At 74.4% G+C, this 16,606-nt stretch carries 11 protein-coding genes, 1 tRNA gene and 1 riboswitch; of the genes, 3 read left to right on the top strand and 9 right to left on the bottom strand.

From position 1 onward, the window contains the following. Nucleotides 1-303: 303 nt before the first annotated feature. Nucleotides 304-2,907 (bottom strand): phosphatidylglycerol lysyltransferase domain-containing protein, encoded by a 2,604-nt coding sequence (locus tag ACFTWP_RS11535; protein WP_380264257.1) that lies wholly within the window; start codon nucleotides 2,905-2,907, stop codon nucleotides 304-306. Between the two features lie 269 nt (nucleotides 2,908-3,176). On the opposite strand from ACFTWP_RS11535, the gene ACFTWP_RS11530 reads away from it, so the two are divergent. Beyond that, nucleotides 3,177-4,484, top strand: a complete 1,308-nt coding sequence (locus ACFTWP_RS11530) for a hypothetical protein (RefSeq protein WP_380264413.1) — start codon at nucleotides 3,177-3,179, stop codon at nucleotides 4,482-4,484. Between the two features lie 18 nt (nucleotides 4,485-4,502). Here ACFTWP_RS11530 and ACFTWP_RS11525 read toward each other — a convergent pair whose 3' ends face one another. Next, nucleotides 4,503-5,969, bottom strand: coding sequence for an MFS transporter (locus ACFTWP_RS11525; protein WP_380264256.1), 1,467 nt, complete (start codon nucleotides 5,967-5,969; stop codon nucleotides 4,503-4,505). 100 nt (nucleotides 5,970-6,069) lie between these two features. Beyond that, nucleotides 6,070-6,384, bottom strand: coding sequence for a DMT family transporter (locus ACFTWP_RS11520; RefSeq protein WP_380264255.1), 315 nt, complete (start codon nucleotides 6,382-6,384; stop codon nucleotides 6,070-6,072). Nucleotides 6,385-6,430: 46 nt separating this feature from the next. Further along, nucleotides 6,431-6,502: riboswitch (guanidine-III (ykkC-III) riboswitch) on the bottom strand. Nucleotides 6,503-6,740: 238 nt separating this feature from the next. On the opposite strand from ACFTWP_RS11520, the gene ACFTWP_RS11515 reads away from it, so the two are divergent. Continuing rightward, a tRNA-Cys gene (locus ACFTWP_RS11515) sits at nucleotides 6,741-6,815 on the top strand. A 231-nt stretch (nucleotides 6,816-7,046) separates the two neighbouring features. On the opposite strand, the gene ACFTWP_RS11510 is transcribed toward ACFTWP_RS11515, so the two are convergent. The 6 genes from ACFTWP_RS11510 to ACFTWP_RS11485 all read right to left on the bottom strand — a co-directional run bounded on the left by ACFTWP_RS11510 (nucleotide 7,047) and on the right by ACFTWP_RS11485 (nucleotide 14,730). Next, entirely contained in the window at nucleotides 7,047-9,362 is a 2,316-nt protein-coding gene (locus ACFTWP_RS11510; RefSeq protein WP_380264412.1) for a xanthine dehydrogenase family protein molybdopterin-binding subunit, read from the bottom strand. 23 nt (nucleotides 9,363-9,385) lie between these two features. After that, nucleotides 9,386-10,795, bottom strand: coding sequence for a 2Fe-2S iron-sulfur cluster-binding protein (locus tag ACFTWP_RS11505; protein WP_380264254.1), 1,410 nt, complete (start codon nucleotides 10,793-10,795; stop codon nucleotides 9,386-9,388). After that, a complete protein-coding gene (locus ACFTWP_RS11500; protein ID WP_380264411.1) occupies nucleotides 10,792-11,658 on the bottom strand; it encodes an FAD binding domain-containing protein in 867 nt (288 codons plus the stop codon). The genes ACFTWP_RS11505 and ACFTWP_RS11500 overlap by 4 nt, the downstream gene beginning before the upstream one ends. Before the next feature lie 378 nt (nucleotides 11,659-12,036). Next, nucleotides 12,037-13,653: a beta-N-acetylhexosaminidase gene (locus ACFTWP_RS11495; protein WP_380264253.1), complete on the bottom strand. Its 1,617-nt coding sequence runs from the start codon at nucleotides 13,651-13,653 to the stop codon at nucleotides 12,037-12,039. Between the two features lie 96 nt (nucleotides 13,654-13,749). Beyond that, on the bottom strand, nucleotides 13,750-14,037 hold the full coding sequence (locus tag ACFTWP_RS11490) for a DUF3039 domain-containing protein (RefSeq protein WP_073923022.1): 288 nt from the start codon (nucleotides 14,035-14,037) through the stop codon (nucleotides 13,750-13,752). A 123-nt stretch (nucleotides 14,038-14,160) separates the two neighbouring features. Continuing rightward, nucleotides 14,161-14,730: a YqgE/AlgH family protein gene (locus tag ACFTWP_RS11485; protein ID WP_380264252.1), complete on the bottom strand. Its 570-nt coding sequence runs from the start codon at nucleotides 14,728-14,730 to the stop codon at nucleotides 14,161-14,163. Between the two features lie 296 nt (nucleotides 14,731-15,026). On the opposite strand from ACFTWP_RS11485, the gene murA reads away from it, so the two are divergent. Beyond that, on the top strand, nucleotides 15,027-16,367 hold the full coding sequence (gene murA, locus ACFTWP_RS11480; RefSeq protein WP_380264251.1) for a UDP-N-acetylglucosamine 1-carboxyvinyltransferase: 1,341 nt from the start codon (nucleotides 15,027-15,029) through the stop codon (nucleotides 16,365-16,367). Nucleotides 16,368-16,606 lie beyond the last annotated feature (239 nt).

The raw sequence follows: 16,606 nt of genomic DNA, 5'->3' as shown, positions 1-16,606 counted from the left end.
CGAGGGTCCCCGGCCAGGGGCTCCTGCCGTTCTGCCCGCCCACCCCGCTGCCCCTCTCGCTCCCGCTCCGCCGACCGCTCCACCGAGCGCTCCACGACCGCACTCCCGGCCGACCGCTCCCGGCCGCTCCGGTAGTGCCGCGCTGCGGCCAGTGAACCGGGAGCGGCCGCCCGGCACCGCCCGGAGCACGCCGACCGGGGCGCGGCCCGGCACCCGCAGGGCGTAGGTCACCGCAGGTCAGAGCGGGTGCGACCGGGGCAGGACGAACCCTCCCCCGGGCTGCGCCGAACGGGGCCGGGCCGGTCAGTCGCGCTGCCAGGGCATCCTCGGCCGGGTCAGCCGGGGCCGGGTGAGGAAGCCCTCGGCGGCCGCGTTGGCGGCCACGATCGCGAACAGCTCGGTGGAGCGCTCGTACAGCAGGAACCGCGGGTACCAGCTCGGCTGGTACTTGGCGTTCGCCCGGTACAGCGACTCCAGCTGCCACCACCGCGAGAAGAGCAGCAGCACCCAGCGCCAGAGCCGCAGCACCGGCCCCGCGCCGAGCCGCCCGCCCTGCTCGAACACCGAGCGGAACATCGCGAAGTTCAGCGAGACCCGGTCGACCGGCAGCTCACCGCGCCCCGCCCGCAGCAGCAGCTCGGTGACCAGGTACTCCACCAGCCCGTTGTCGGACTCCCGGTCGCGGCGCATCAGGTCGAGCGAGAGCCCGTGCGCGCCCCAGGGCACGAAGCTGAGCAGCGCGCAGACGCGGTCGTTCTCGTCCCGGCACTCCAGCATCAGGCAGTCGCCGTCGGACGGGTCCCCGAGCCGCCCCAGCGCCATCGAGAAGCCGCGCTCGGTGCGGCCGTGCCGCCAGGCGTCGGCCAGCCGCACCAGACCGTCCAGCTCCGCCTCGGGGATCTCCCGGTGCCGGCGCACCACCACCCGGTAGCCGGCCTTGCGGACCCGGTTGTACGCCTGTCGCAGCGGGCGCATCGGGCGGCCCTCCAGGCTGAAGCCGGCCACCTCGACCACCGCCTCGTCACCGAACTCCAGCGCCTTCAGTCCGGCCCGCCGGTAGACGGTGCCGGCCTGCTCACCCGCCCCCGTGACGGCCGGCACCCAGGCGTTCGCACGGGCCTGCGCCCGCCACTCCTCGATCGCCTGCGGCCAGGCCTCCGGGTCCCCGAGCGGGTCACCGGAGGCCAGCGCCACCCCGAAGACCACCCGGTAGAGCACCGCCGCCTTGCCCGAGGGCGACCAGCAGACGGACTTGTCCCGGCGCAGCCCGAAGTAGCCGAGCGAGTCGCGCTCGCCGTGCCGCTCCAGCAGGGCGCGCAGCCGGTGCTCGTCCTCGTCCCCCATCCGGACCCGGCCGCGCGGGGAACGGAAGAACACCCGCAGGACGAGCAGGAAGAGCGCCGCGCCGAGGATGTTGAGGGTGAGGTCGACCCAGCCGGCCAGGTCGATGCCGGTGTCCAGAACGATGCCGGAGACGGTGAACAGCCGCAGCGACGCGTACAGGAAGCTCGCGCCCCAGCTCGGCGGCGTCTGCCCGGGCGAGGCGAGCCGCACCAGGACGGCGCCCAGCGCGGTGACCACGACCGAGCCGCCGATCAGCACCCAGAGACCGAGCGCCACGTTGCCGTGCTGGCCGCGGACCCGGTAGGCCGGCCGGCCCAGCACCAGCGCGACCAGCAGGCCGAGGCTCAGGACGACCGAGATCCAGTTGAACGGGTGGGCGCGGTCCTCGGGCAGCAGCACCATCGCCAGCAGGAAGATCGCCGTGTACAGGCCGACCACGGTGGTGGCGACGATCCAGGCGGCCCGTTTGCGGCGGCGCAGCATGACGGCGAGCAGCCCGGCGAAGAGCGCGGCGGTGAAGCCGGCCGTCATCAGGACCGGAGTGAAGTACTCGCCGGAGTTGACCCGCTGGACGCGGTCGCGGAACGGCGCGACGGGGGCGGCGATCAGGTTGAGCACCGCGGCCGCCCGCAGGTACCACTCGGCCGCCAGGGCGCAGCGGGCGCGCCAGCGCGGCAGCGGCCGCAGGGGTTCGGGAGCCGGGCCCGGCTCGGGCTCGGGCGCGGGCGCGGACGGCGGTTCGGGCAGCGGCCCGGGCGCCGGTACGGGTGCGGGTACGGGTACGGGCGCGGCCGCGGCGGCCGGCGGGACCTCGCTCCCGGGGGCCCGGTCGGGGGCCCCGGCCAGCACGTTGTAGGCGGAGGTCTTGAACCGGACGATCCGCTGGTGGATCCGGGCGTCCCGGCGTTCGGCCCGGGCGAGCCGCTTGGGCCGGCTCCGGTAGCGCCAGCGCGCCCACGGGCTCTGCGGCCGGGCCAGCCGGATCGCGCCGACCAGCGGCAGCAGCGGGACCATCAGGCCGATCAGGCCGGTCCACAGCTTGCCCTTGAGCAGGCTGACGACGACCAGCGCCAGCAGCACCGCGGCGACGATCAGCTGCCCGACCGTCAGGTGCCGCTGGAAACCGCCCAGCGGCAGCTCGCCGACCAGCAGCAGGCCGATGAAGGCGGCCGCCATGATCACCGCGTCCACGGACTTGCGGCCCTGCTCCTTCCAGTACACGTCCTCCAGGTGCAGGACCAGCGCGAACTCGTCCAGCACCAGTCCGCAGCCGATGCCGAAGGCCAGGCCGAGGATGTCCCAGGGCGCCTCGCCGCAGCCCCGGACGGTGAACGAGCCGATGCCGGCGATCACCATCAGGGCCTGGCCGAAGACGACGTGATGGATGTGCAGCCCGCCGGGGGTGACGTTGCCGGGCCACCAGCTGGTGCCGCGGCGGATCATCCGCACGCTGAAGCGGATGAACAGGAAGGAGCCGATCAGGCCGACCAGCAGCAGGAAGAGCGGCTGGCGGCCGCTGTCGATGATCCGCTCCCGGTACGCGTCGAGCACCGCCTGCCACATGCGTGCGTCCCCCCTCGTCGAGCCGACTGCCGCTCAGCGGGAGGGCGCGGCGATTTATCCCATATGACGCCGTTTCATCGCTTTTCCCGGTCCGGCTCGCCCGCCTGCTGCTCCGATCGGGCGATCACCCGATCCCCCGCCGGGGGATCGCGCGACACGTGCGCCGTGGCGACCGGACGGCATGCCATGCTGTGCCCACATCGGCCCCGAAGGCCTATCACCCCATTTGTCGGACTGGACGTCCGGACCGCCTCATGAACGGAGTGACCATGGACGCGCTCTCCCGTCGGACCCTGCTGGCCGCGGGTGCCGCCACTGCCGCCACCCTCGCGGCCGGCTGCTCCGGCAGCGGCTCCGACGGCGGGCAGGCGGCGGCCCCGGCGCCGGTCCCGGTGGATCCGGCGGCGCGCACCGAGAGCCCCACGGCCGTCCCCAAGCCGCCGGCCACCGCCATCGGCGACGGCTCCACCTCGGACACCGGCCCGCAGCCGAACCAGCCGAAGGCCGAGCAGCTGAAGCCGGGTGAGCGCCCGCCGCAGTTCGTGGTGTTCTCCTGGGACGGCGCCGGCGAGCTGGACAACCGGCTGTTCACCAGGTTCCGCAAGCTCGCCCAGGACCACAAGGCCTCGATGACCTTCTTCCTCAGCGGCATCTACCTGCTGCCCGAAGGCAAGAAGAACCTCTACCACCCGCCGCAGCACAACGTCGGCGCCTCCGACATCGGCTACCTGACCGACCAGCACATCCACGACACGATCGAGCAGATCGGGGCGTCCTGGCTGGAGGGCCACGAGATCGGCACCCACTTCAACGGGCACTTCTGCGGCGCCAACGGCGGCGGCAGGTGGTCCCCCGAGGAGTGGGACAGCGAGATCGAGCAGGCGATGGCCTTCGTCATGAACTGGAAGACCAACACCGGCTTCACCGACCTCCCCGCACTGCCCTTCGACTACCGCAAGGAGCTGATCGGCGGTCGCACCCCGTGCCTGGAGGGCCAGCGCGGGCTGCTGCCGACCGCCGCCAAGCGCGGCTGGAAGTACGACAGCAGCGGCCCCGGCGGGCTCCAGGTCTGGCCGCAGAAGTTCCAGGGCGGCGCGCTGTGGGACTTCCCGCTGCAGTCCGTGCCCTTCCCCGGGCACAGCTTCCAGGTGCTGTCGATGGACTACAACATCATGTACAACCAGTCCGGCAACAACACCAAGGGCGACTCGGGCATGTACCCCGCCTGGCAGGCCCAGGCCCGGGACGCCTACCTGGCCGGGTTCGAGCGCGCGTACACGACCAACCGGGCACCGCTCTACATCGGCAACCACTTCGAGCAGTGGAACGGCGGCATCTACATGAACGCCGTCGAGGAGGTGCTGACCACCATCGCCGCCCGCCCCGAGGTCCGGCTGGTGTCGTTCCGCCAGCTCGTCAACTGGCTGGAGGCGCAGGACCCGGCCGTCCTGCGCAAGCTCCAGGGGCTGAACCCCGGCCAGACCCCGGCCGGCGGCTGGGAGGCCTTCCTCGGCACCCCGGCCGCACCGCCGGCGCAGCCCGCACCGCCGGCCGCCGAGCCCGCGACCGTGGGCTGAGCGCTCGGCCGACCGGCCTCAGGCCGGGTCGGACACGGCCTGGGCCCGGGGGCGGGTCCGGCCGGAGACCAGGGCGCCCAGCAGGGCCACCCCGGTCATGGTCAGGAAGATCACCGCGAAGGCGCCGGCCGAGCCGGTGCCTTCGGCGGCCTCGTGGGCGGCGACCGGCGAGCCGCCGCCCAGCGCCGAGAACAGCACCCCCGCCAGGCCCACCAGCAGGACGTTGCCCAGCGCGTCGCTCATCTGCAGCGAGGCCGAGTTGGCCCCGGCCTCCTCGGGGGTGGAGAGCTTCATCATCAGCACGCTGATGCTCGCCACCGCGAGACCCATCCCGATCCCGCCGACCGCCCAGGCCACCGCCGTCACCCAGACCGGCACCGCCGGGACGAGCACCAGCGCCGCGCCCGCGATCGCCACCGCCGTCAGCACGAAACCGGCCCGGATCATCGCCTCGCGGTAGCGCTCCGCCCCCGGCCGGCCCTGCAGCCAGGAGCCCAGCGCCCAGGACAGGCCGCCGCTGGTCAGGGTCAGCCCGGCCATCGTCGGCGACAGCCCCCGCTGGGTGACCATCATCAGCGGGATGAACGCCTCCGCGGCGAAGAACGCCCCGGCCGCGACACCGCGCAGCAGGATCACGGTCGGCAGCCCCCGGGCCGCCCGCAGGGTGCCGGCCGGCAGCAGTCGCAGCACCGCGGGCAGCAGCAGCGCCGCCCCGGCCACGGCCGGGAGCAGCGCCGGCAGGTCGAACCGCTGCCCCGCGTACTGCAGCAGGCCGGCGCCGAGCGCGGCCATCGCGGCCAGGCCGGCCCGGCGGCGGTCGAAGGAGCCCCCGGTGGCCGCCGACTGCTCCTTCTCGGAGCGGCGCAGCGCCGGGCCCATCACCGCCAGCGGCAGCAGCACCAGCACCGGGACCGCCAGGAAGACCCACCGCCAGCCGAGGTGCTCGGTCACCGCGCCGGAGACCACCGGCCCGACGATCGAGGGCAGCACCCAGGCGGAGGAGAAGGCGGCGAACACGGCCGGGCGCAGCCGCTCCGGGTACGCCCGGCCGACCACCACGTACAGCGCGACGATCACCAGCCCGCCGCCCAGGCCCTGCACCGCGCGGCCCGCCACGAACGGCCACATGCCGGGTGCCGCGCCCGCCACCACCAGGCCGGCCGCGAACACGGCTATCCCGGTGAACAGCGGCCGCATCGGCCCGCTCCGGTCGCACCACTGGCCGGAGACGACCAGGGCGAACAGCGTGGTGGTGAAGTACCCGGAGAAGGCGAAGGCGTACAGCCCGAGCCCGTCGAGCTCGCGGGCGGCCACCGGCATCGCGGTGTTGACCGCGGTGGCCTCGAAGGCCAGCAGCAGCACCACCGAGACGATGCCGAGGGTGAGGGCCCGGTAGCGGCCGCCCATGACTCCGTCGGAGTCGTTCGTACCGGGGGGAAGCCGGTCGGGGGCAGGGTCGACCGAGGTGGGGGAGGCTGTGGTCATACCCGCCATCGTAAGGCGCGACGAGGGCTGTGACCCCTGACCAACGTCCTTGATCGCATACGCCGCGGGACCTAGGTCCCGCGGTGCCCGCGGGCGGCCGTCAGTGCAGCACCTTGAGGCCCACCACACCGGAGACGATCAGCAGCAGGCAGCCGATCCGGGCCGCCGTGGCGGCGTCGCCGAGGGCCGTCATCCCGTACAGGGCGGTGCCGATCGCGCCGATGCCGACCCAGACCGCGTAACCGGTGCCGATCGGGATGGAGCGCATCGCGTACGCCAGGCCGCCCATGCTGAGCACCAGGGCGACGGCGAAGACCACGGTGGGGACGAGGCGGGAGAAGCCCTTGGAGTTCGTGAGGGCGACCGCCCAGACGGTCTCCAGGACGCCGGAGACGAGGAGCACGAGCCAGGCCATGACGGAACCGATCCTTCGCAGTGACCAGCGGCCGGGTTGCCGCTGTCCTGCGCCGTCTTGTCGTGCCGGGTACGACGCGCTCGTCCGGGGCGATCGCTCGCCTGTCTTCGACCGTAGCACGCACCGCCGCCGAAGCCGCCACACGGAATTTACAATAGATATTGACGCACCCCACCCCGGTCCGCATAAGATGAATTCACCAGACAGCGCGACGACGGGAGTTGGACATGAACAGGAAGCCGGTGGCCCTCGCAGCGCCCCGCACCTGTGCCGCTCCCCGGTGTTGTCGCCCCTGTCCCTGCGCCTGAGCGCAGCTTTCCTCCCCCGACGACGGGCTGAGCCCTCGTCACCCCCACGGCCGTGTGCCCGAGTGGTTTAGGGAACCGCCTGCAAAGCGGTTTACACGGGTTCGATTCCCGTCATGGCCTCCACACCGAATTGCCGGTCGGCAGAAACACGCCGACCGGCAATTCGTCGTGCAATTTCCGAATTCCGGCCGGGTAATTCACCGCACTGCGCGGGTGCTCCGACGCCCGCTCCCCCGGACGGGTGAACACCGGGCCGATCCCGCGAACACCGGGGCGGCGGCACCGGCCCGCGCCGGCAGCGACCCGGCCCGCGCTCGACCCGGACCCGGCGGCCCGGCCCCGGCGCTCGCGGGGTCAGGCGCTGACGGCGTCCTCGGCGCGGATCGGCAGCCGGCCGACCGGGAGGCCGGTGGCGGCCCGGACGGCGGCGGCGACGGCGGCGGGAGCCACCACCGCGGGGGCGGCGCTGACGGCCTTGGCACCGAAGGTGGCGACCACGTCGCGCTCCTCCAGCAGGGCCGCGATCCGTACCTCGGGGGTGTCCAGGGCGGTCGGCAGCCGGTAGCCGGTGAGGGACGGGTTGACCAGCACTCCGCCCTCGGTGCGGAGGTCCTCCAGCAGGGCCAGGCCCACGCCCTGGGCGACACCGGCCTCGATCCGGTCCTCGATCTGGCGCGGGTTGAGCGCCCGGCCGACGTCCTGGGCGACGGTGACGTCCACCACCCGGACGGCGCCGAGCTCGATGTCCACGTCGACCACGGCCCGCATCGCGCAGAAGGCGATGGAGACGAAGGCGTCGCCCTGCCCGGCCTCGTCGAGCGGCTCGGTCGGGTGCGGACGGCACTGGGCGGTGGCCCAGAGCTCCTTGCCCTCCAGCGCCTCGCCGACGGGCATGCCGAGCACCCCGTCGTAGGAGGTGATCTTGCCGTCGGCGATCGAGAGCAGCTCCACCGACATGCCGAAGTTCGCGGCGATCGGCTGGAGCAGCTGGTGGCGGACCATCAGTGCGGCCCGCTCCACCGCGCCGCCGGAGACCCAGGTGTGCCGGCCGCGGGCGGAGGGCCCGGCGATCGACTGGTCGCTGTCGACCGGCGCGATGTAGACCTCGCTGACGCCGAGCACGCTCTGCACGATCTGCCGGGCGAGGGTCGAGAAGCCCTGGCCGGAGTCGACCGCCGCGCAGATCACGGTGGCGTGGTCGCCGCTGACCCGGACGGTCGCGGTGGACACCTCGTCCTCGCCCTCGGCGCCGAGCATGTGCACCATGCCCACCGCGTAGCCGATGCCGCGCCGCACCGAGGCCGGGTCCCCGGCGCCGCCGGGTCCGCCCGGCAGCAGCCAGTCGGCGTCCGGGTCGTCCACCGGCAGGGCGGGCAGCGGCTCGGCCGCGACGGCGTCCAGCAGGGCGGTGACCGGCGCCGGGCAGGTGACGGCCTGGCCGGTGGGCATCGAGTCGCCGGTGGCGAGCGCGTTGCGGCGGCGGATCTCCACCGGGTCCAGGCCCAGGCGGACGGCGAGCTGGTCGAGCTGGGACTCGTACGCGAAGCAGGTCTGCAGGGCGCCCTCGCCGCGCATCCGGCCGGCCGGCGGGTTGTTGGTGCGCACCGCCCAGGCGTCCACGAAGACGTTCGGGCAGACGTACGGGCCGACCGAGAAGGCGGTGGCGGCGGCCAGCGCCTCGGCGGAGACGTCGGCGTAGGCGCCGCCGTCCAGCAGGATCTGCGCCTCGACCTTGACCAGGCGGCCCTCGGCGTCCGCGTGGTGGCGGTAGCGCAGCAGGGCCGGGTGGCGGGTGGTGTGGGTGTGGAAGGACTCCTCGCGGGTGAGGGTCATCTTCACCGGGCGGCCGGTGCGCAGGGCGAGCAGGGCGAGGGTGACCTGGAAGGAGAGGTCCTCGCGGTCGGCGGTGGCACCGGGGACGCCGGTGACGACCAGCCGCACCCGGTCGGGTTCCAGCCCGAGGCAGGCGGCGGTGCGGTCGCGGTCGCCGTGCGGGTCGGTGGAGGACAGGTGCAGCTCGACGCCGCCGTCCGGCCGGGGCACGGCGAGGCCGGCCTCGGCGCCGAGCGGGGCCGGGTCCTGCCGGCCGACCTGGTAGAGGCCCTCGACGATGACCTCGCCGATCGCCTCCGGGTCGCCGGTGCGCAGCGGCAGGTGGCGGAAGAGGTTGCCGTCGGGGTGCAGCGGCGGGGCGGTGAAGGACTGCTCGGGATCGGTGACGGGCTCCAGCAGCTCGTACTCGACCACGATCGAGGCGGCGGCCAGCCGTGCGGTGTCGGGGTGCTCGGCGGCGACGGCGGCGACCGGCTCGCCGTGGTGGCGGACCACGCCGGCGGCCAGGATCGGGCGGTCGGCGACCACCGGGCCGTGCGGGGCGCCGTCCCGGCTGCCGTCCGGCCCGGCCGGCAGGTCCTCCGCGGTGACCACGGCGCGGACGCCGGGCAGTGCGAGCGCCGCGGAGGTGTCGATCGAGACGATCCGCGCGTGCGGGTGCGGGGCCCGCAGCACCGCGCCCCAGAGCAGGCCCTCGGCCCACAGGTCGGAGGCGTACGGGTAGATGCCGAGCGCCTTGGGGAGCGCGTCGGTGCGCAGCGGTGAGCTGCCGAGGCCGAACGGCTCGGGCTGCTCGCTCTCCGCGCCGTCCGGCCGGGCGCTGTCCGCCGGCGGCATTGCCGCGATGTCGCTGGGCGAGGTCATGCGTGGCGGTCCTCGGGAATGGAGGTCCCCGAAGGCTGGGGGACGATGCCGTGCGCGGGGTCGCCGCCGTACGGGTGGCCCGCCTGGGCGCCGTCGGTCGGGACGCCGTGCGGGGGCGTGGGGATGTACGGGGTGCCCTGGGCGGGGGTGCCGTCGTAGCCGGGGCCGTCGTAGGCGATGCCGTGGGCGGGGGTGCTCTCGTAGACCGGCCCGTCGTACGGGGCGTGCTCGAAGTCCGCGGTGTCGTACTCGCCGCTGCGGTAGGCCGGGCCGGGGTAGGCGGGGTCCGGTGCCGCGGGTGCCTGGTAGGGCGCGCCCTCGTAGCCGGCGCCCGGGTAGCCGGGCGCGCCGGGCGCGTACGTCCCGTGCGCCGGGGTGCCGGGGTAGGGCGTCTCGGCGAAGCCGTTGTGGTGGAAGTAGCCCTGGCCCGCGCCCTGGCCGGTGGTCCCCTGCTGGGCGGGGATGGACGGCACGGGCGGCATGACGGCGGTGTCGTACACGCTGCTGTCGTACGCCGCGCCGGGCCGGCCCTCGCCGGGGGCGCCGTAGGCCGGGCCGGGGCCGGCGCCCAGGTCCATGCCCAGGCCGGTGCCGGCCGCGGTGGGCCGGGCCTGGTGGTCGATGCCGTAAGAACCGTTCGGGTGGCCCGGGGCGGCCGGTCCGGGCTGCCCGTCGGGCACCGGGTGCGGCGCCTGGACGAGCGGCTGCGGGTCGTGCTCCACCCAGGCCTCGGAGTCCGCGTACACCGGCAGCTCGCCGGCCAGCGGCACGTCGGCCGCGGACTGCTCGGTGACCACCGGGGCCGGGGCGGGCTGCTGGGCGCCGCCCTCCTCGGCCTGCTCCGTGCTCTCCTCGGCCTGCTCGGCCTCGACCGCGCGGGCCTCGGCGACGCTCTGGACGGCCGTCAGCACGCCCCGGTAGCCGGTGCAGCGGCAGAGGTTGCCGCAGAGCGCCTGGCGGGCCTCGACGTCGCTGGGGCGGTGGTTGCGCTGCAGCAGGTCGTGCACGGCCATCGCCATGCCGGGGGTGCAGTAGCCGCACTGCACCGCGCCCGACTCGGCCAGCGCCTGCTGGACGTCGCTGGCGGCGCCGCCGGCCGACAGGCCCTCGACGGTGTTGATCTCGCTGTCCGCGGCCAGCGCGGCCGGCACCAGGCAGCCGGCCACCAGCTGGCCGTCCACCTGCACCGAGCAGGCGCCGCACTCGCCCTGCTCGCAGCCGTCCTTGGCGCCGGCCAGGCCGAGCCGCTCGCGCAGCACGTAGAGCAGGCTCTCGCCGATCCAGGCGTCGGTGACGGGGCGCTCGAAGCCGTTGACCCGCAGGGTGTACGAGGCGCACGGGCGCATCTCCGCGCTCACCGGCGGGGCCGGGTCGAGCGGGCCGGAGTCGAGAGATTCGGTGGTCACTTCAGCGCCCTTCCCAGTGCCCGGCGGGCCAGCACCGATACGGTACGCCGCAGCCGGACGGCGGCGGCGGTCGGCCCCTCGGTCACGGCCTCCCAGGGGCCCTCCGCGGCGTAGCCGTCGGGGACGCAGGCGGCGGCCACGTACTCGCCGAAGGCGGCCGTCGCGGCGGGGTCGATCTCGCGCGAGCCCTCCCAGTCGATGCAGCTCGCGACCCAGGTCTCGGCCTCCAGCGGGCGCAGCGGCACGGGGGCGACGGCGCCGACGGCGCAGCGCACGGCGCGGCGGGCCGGGTCCAGCACGACGGCGACGGAGGCGGTGGCCCGGGCCGGGCCGCTGCGGCCGGTGGCCTTGAGGAAGACCTGGGGGGCGTGCAGCAGCGGCACCCGCACCCAGGTGAGCAGTTCGCCGGGGCGCAGCGGGTCGAGACCGGTCAGCAGGTGGCTGATCGGAACCTCGCGGGTGGCGCCGGGCCGGGCGAGGGTGGCGGTGGCCTCCAGGGCGGCGAGCACCGGGAGGGTGTCGCCGGCCGGGGACGCGGTGGCGATGTTGCCGCCGAGGGTGCCGACGTTGCGCACCTGCGGGGGGCCGGCGGTGCGGGCGGCGTCGGCGAGGGCGGGGATGAGGGCGGCGAAGTCGGGGCGGTCCATCCGCGCGTGGGTGAGGCCGGCGCCGAGGACGGCGGTGCCGCCGTCCTCGTAGCGCCAGCCGCGCAGCTCGGTGATCCGGCCCAGGCCGATCAGGGCGGCGGGGCGCAGCCGTCCGGCGTTGACGGCCTCCATCAGGTCGGTGGCGCCGGCCACCGGTACCGCGGCCGGGGTGGCGGCAAGCGCCTCGACGGCCTCGTCGAGGGAGGCCGGCAGCATGATCGTCCGGTTCACCTGGGTCCCACCGTGCTCCACTTGCTCATCGACGACCCGCCCCCGTCTGGCAGCACGGCCTGGCCCGTAGGGTACGGGCGATCGGGCAGGGTTGGGCAACTCTGGCACACAATGCTCAATGATCACTTCTGGGCCGGTGGACGGGTGTGCCCGATTGTGGCCGAAACCAGCCGGTATCAGCTCCGGTCCGGTACGAACCGGAGCCGATTGTTCACCTTTTCTTGACGCACGACGACCGGGTGGAAGTTCCCTGCCCGGGCGTCACACCCGCCGCGCCCCGGTGACACCCGCGGTGCCCCCGGGTGACGGCCGCGGTGGACCGGCCCACCCGGGGTGGGCCGGTCACGCCCGCGGCCACCCGGGTCACACCTGCGGGGGCGCGCCCTCGATCGGGCGGCCCATCACCCCGGGCCAGCGCTGCCACGGGTGCGGGCCCGCGGCCGGGCGGTACTCCACCCCGAGGGCGTCCAGCCGGGCCAGGTGCGCCGTCATCCGCCGCTCGAAGCCGGCGTAGTCGCGGGCCGCGGGATCGGCCGGCAGCCGGGACCACGCCACCTCGGCGAAGGCCGCCAGCCGGGGGAAGGCCCGGTAGTCGATGTCCCGGGCGCTGTCCATGAACTCGGTCCAGAGGTTGGCCTGGGTGCCGATCACGTGCCGGGCGGCGTCCTCGTCGAGCTCGGCGGGCACCGGCTCGAAGCGGTAGACGTCCTCCAGCGAGCGCACCCAGCCGACCGGGATCGGCTCGTCGTCGCCGGGCGCCTGCCGGTGGTCCAGGTAGACGTGCTGCTCGGGGCACATCACCACGTCGTGCCCGGCCTTCGCGGCCGCCACCCCGCCGCCGTAGCCGCGCCAGGAGGACACCGTGGCGCGGGGCGCCAGCCCGCCCTCCAGGATCTCGTCCCAGCCCACCAGCCGGCGGCCCCGCTCGGCCAGCCAGCCGTCGAAGTGCCGGACGAACCAGCTCTGCAGCTCGTCCTCGTCGGCCAGCCCGAGCTCCTTGATCCGGGCCTGCGCGGCGGCGCTGGCCCGCCACTGCTCCTTGGGGCACTCGTCGCCGCCGATGTGGACGTACTCGGACGGGAAGATCTCCAGGACCTCCTCCAGCACCTCCTCCAGGAAGCGCAGGGTCCCGTCCGACACGTTGAAGACGTTGGGGCTGACGCCCCAGTCCGTCCAGACGCCGAGGGCCGCGGTGTCCACCACGTCGGTGTTGCCCAGCTCCGGGTAGGCGGCGACGGCGGCCTGGGCGTGGCCCGGCAGTTCGATCTCGGGGACGACGGTGATGTGGCGCTGCGCCGCGAAGGCGACGATCTCGCGCAGGTCGTCCTGGGTGTAGAAGCCGCCGTGCGGGCGGTCGTCACGGCGCTCGCCGGCCCGGTAGCCGGTCATCGAGCGCTCCCGCCAGGACCCGGCCTCGGTGAGGCGCGGGTGGCGCTTGATCTCGATCCGCCAGCCCTGGTCGTCGGTCAGGTGCAGGTGCAGGACGTTGAGCTTGTGGACGGCCATCAGGTCCAGGAACCGCAGCACGTCCGACTTGGGCAGGAAGTGCCGGGAGACGTCCAGCAGGACGCCGCGCCAGCCGAACCGCGGCGAGTCCTCGACGTCACCGCCCGGCAGGACCCAGCCGGTGCGGCGCAGCGGGGCGCGCCGGTAGGCGTCCGGGCCGAGCAGCTGGCGCAGGGTCTGCGCGCCCCAGAGCGCCCCGGCGGGGCCGCCGGCCGTGACCCGGGCCCGGCCGGGGCGCACCGAGATCCGGTACGCCTCGGCGTCCAGGCTGTCGTCGAGGTCGAGTTCGATGCCGGCCGGGGAGCCGGCCGGCGCCGGGCGCAGCGCCAGCCCGGTCGCGCCGGTGAGCGCGGTGCGCAGCCACTGCTCGACCGACTCCAGGCCGGGCGCGGAGGCGAGCGTGGTGTCCTGGTCGAGGGGGAAGTCCTGGTCCGCGAGGCGGACGGAACTCAGCGGGGCAGGGATGAGGTCCATGCCGCCATCCTGCCCCGCCGAACCCAAATGGCATAGACCAATCGTGGGATCGATTCGGCCGGGCCGCAGGATCGATCCGCCTTTGATCTGCGCAGGTCAGCCGTTGTCCTTGCCGCCGCCCTTGCCATCGGCGGGCTGGCCGATGCCGTCGTAGATCTCCTTGCACATCGGACACACCGGGTACTTCTTCGGGTCACGCCCCGGCACCCAGACCTTGCCGCACAGCGCCACCACGGGAGACCCGGAGAGCGCGCTCTCCATGATCTTGTCCTTCTGGACGTAGTGCGCGAAGCGCTCGTGGTCGCCGTCCCCGTGGGACACCTGCGGGACGGGCTCGACCAGGGTGCCGGTGCCGAGGCCGCGCTCGGGCTCAAGAGTGCTCATGAGTGCCAAGTCTATGGGGGCGTCGCGAGACCGGGCCAGTGTGCGCAGGCGCGGGCCGGTGCGCGGCGGCGCGGGCGCGCCCGCAGGCGTGGGCGGGCGGCGGGGCCGGGCCGGTCGGCACGCTCAGTTCAGCGTCGGGTCCTCCGGATAGGTCGCCAGCAGCGCGAGCGGCCCGCGCTGGCGCCGCAGCACCGAGCGCCACAGCCGCTCCGGCTCGGGACTGGAGATGTCGCCCGGCTCGCAGTCGACCAGGTACCAGGCGCCCTCGGCGATCTCCGTCTCCAGCTGGCCCGGGGCCCACCCCGCGTACCCGGCGAAGATCCGCAGGCCGCCGAGCTCCCCCGCCAGCACCTCCGGCGGCGCCTCCAGGTCGACCAGGCCGATCGCGCCGTGCACCCGCCGCCAGCCGAGCGGCTCCGCCTGCCCCGGCTCGCCCGGCGCGACGGCCAGGCCCAGCGCGGCGTCCAGCGCCACCGGGCCGCCCTGGAAGACCACGGCGGGCTGCCCCACCATCGCGCCCCAGCCGTCCAGCACCGCCCCCACCTCGATCGGCGTCGGGTGGTTCAGGACGACGCCCAGCGCCCCCTCGGCGTCGTGGTCGAGGAGGAGGACGACGGCCCGGGCGAAATTGGGATCGGTGAGCACGGGAGTCGCCACGAGCAGCCGGCCGGTGTGCGATTGCGCCGCGGTCATGCCTCACATGATCCCGCAGGAGACCCCGCCACGGGCACCTCAACACGAAACCCCGCCGGGCCCGCCGGACACCCGTACGGCCCAGTACGCGGGCGCGGCACCACCCGGAGAGAGCACCATCACCACAGGAGCAGACGGGAACCATTCACACGCCTACTACCATCTACTGATGGTGGACGCCCTTTCGCGGCGGAAACTCGCTCGCCCGGGCCCCACAGCCGCCCGTACGACCCCACCACGCCAGGCTCTCCCGCGGAGCCCGGACCCGACCTCTGGCACCCCGGATTGCGAGAACGATGACCGACGACGTCCTGCTGGTTCACGGCGGAAACCCGCTCGAAGGCGAGATCCGGGTCCGGGGTGCGAAGAACCTGGTCCCCAAGGCCATGGTCGCCGCCCTGCTCGGTCAGGGCCCCAGCCGGCTGCGCAACGTCCCGGACATCCGTGACGTCAAGGTCGTGCGCGGCCTGCTCCAGCTGCACGGCGTGACCGTGCGCACCGGCGACGAGGACGGCGAGCTGATCCTCGACCCCTCGCACGTGGAGAGCGCCAACGTCGCGGACATCGACGCGCACGCCGGGTCCTCGCGGATCCCGATCCTGTTCTGCGGCCCGCTGCTGCACCGCCTCGGCCACGCGTTCATCCCGGGCCTGGGCGGCTGCGACATCGGCGGCCGGCCGGTGGACTTCCACTTCGAGGTGCTCCGCCAGTTCGGCGCCACCATCGAGAAGCACCCGCAGGGCACCTACCTGGTCGCCGCCCAGCGACTGCGCGGCACCAAGATCGAGCTGCCGTACCCGTCGGTCGGCGCGACCGAGCAGGTGCTGCTCACCGCCGTCCTCGCCGAGGGCGTCACCGAACTGCGCAACGCGGCCATCGAGCCGGAGATCGTCGACCTGATCTGCGTGCTGCAGAAGATGGGCGCGATCATCTCGCTGGGCACCGACCGCACCATCCTGATCACCGGCGTGGACGAGCTCGGCGGCTACAACCACCGCGCGCTGTCGGACCGCCTGGAGGCCGCCTCCTGGGCCTGCGCGGCGCTGGCCACCAAGGGCGACATCTACGTCCGCGGCGCCGACCAGATCCCGATGATGACCTTCCTCAACACCTTCCGGAAGGTCGGCGGCGCCTTCGAGGTCGACGACGAGGGCATCCGCTTCTGGCACCCGGGCGGCGAGCTCAAGGCCATCGCCCTGGAGACGGACGTGCACCCCGGCTTCCAGACCGACTGGCAGCAGCCGCTGGTGGTCGCGCTGACCCAGGCCAGCGGCCTGTCCATCGTGCACGAGACGGTCTACGAGTCGCGGCTCGGCTTCACCAGCGCGCTGAACCAGATGGGCGCGCACATCCAGCTCTACCGCGAGTGCCTGGGCTCCACCCCGTGCCGCTTCGGCGCGCGCAACTTCCAGCACTCGGCGGTCGTCTCCGGCCCGTCCAAGCTGATCGGCGGCGAGCTGGTCATCCCCGACCTGCGCGGCGGCTTCTCGTACCTGATCGCGGCGCTGGCCGCCGAGGGTACCTCGACCGTGCACGGCATCGACCTGATCAACCGCGGCTACGAGAACTTCATGGAGAAGCTCCGTGACCTCGGCGCCCACGTCGAGCTGCCCAGCGAGGAGCTGGTGACGGCCTGACGGCCCACGACGACGGCCGGTGGCCGGGCTCCCCTCGGGGAGTCCGGCCACCGGCCGTTGCGGGCCCGTACGGGCGCCGTTGCGCCCCCGTTCCGGACGCGTTCGCCGAACTGCGCCCGACCGCGCGCCCCACGGGCCCCGGAACGCCGCCGGGGGGGGGCCCCCCCCCAGGGGGCCCCCCCCCCCGGGTTCCCGCCCGCCCCGGGCCCCCCCGCCCCCCCCGCGGCCACGCCCCCAGT

The organism is Kitasatospora sp. NPDC057015, from assembly GCF_042673745.1.
Lineage (GTDB): Bacteria > Actinomycetota > Actinomycetes > Streptomycetales > Streptomycetaceae > Kitasatospora.
The sequence above is the reverse complement of the archived record's forward strand: the minus strand, read 5'-3'. Positions and strand labels throughout refer to the sequence as shown.

Coding starts and splice junctions, on each gene's coding strand:
- ACFTWP_RS11535 (WP_380264257.1), bottom strand. CDS start 2,907: ATGTGGCAGGCGGTGCTCGACGCGTACCGGGAGCGGATCATCGACAGC.
- ACFTWP_RS11530 (WP_380264413.1), top strand. CDS start 3,177: ATGGACGCGCTCTCCCGTCGGACCCTGCTGGCCGCGGGTGCCGCCACT.
- ACFTWP_RS11525 (WP_380264256.1), bottom strand. CDS start 5,969: ATGACCACAGCCTCCCCCACCTCGGTCGACCCTGCCCCCGACCGGCTT.
- ACFTWP_RS11520 (WP_380264255.1), bottom strand. CDS start 6,384: ATGGCCTGGCTCGTGCTCCTCGTCTCCGGCGTCCTGGAGACCGTCTGG.
- ACFTWP_RS11510 (WP_380264412.1), bottom strand. CDS start 9,362: ATGCCGCCGGCGGACAGCGCCCGGCCGGACGGCGCGGAGAGCGAGCAG.
- ACFTWP_RS11500 (WP_380264411.1), bottom strand. CDS start 11,658: ATGCTGCCGGCCTCCCTCGACGAGGCCGTCGAGGCGCTTGCCGCCACC.
- ACFTWP_RS11495 (WP_380264253.1), bottom strand. CDS start 13,653: ATGGACCTCATCCCTGCCCCGCTGAGTTCCGTCCGCCTCGCGGACCAG.
- ACFTWP_RS11490 (WP_073923022.1), bottom strand. CDS start 14,037: ATGAGCACTCTTGAGCCCGAGCGCGGCCTCGGCACCGGCACCCTGGTC.
- ACFTWP_RS11485 (WP_380264252.1), bottom strand. CDS start 14,730: ATGACCGCGGCGCAATCGCACACCGGCCGGCTGCTCGTGGCGACTCCC.
- murA (WP_380264251.1), top strand. CDS start 15,027: ATGACCGACGACGTCCTGCTGGTTCACGGCGGAAACCCGCTCGAAGGC.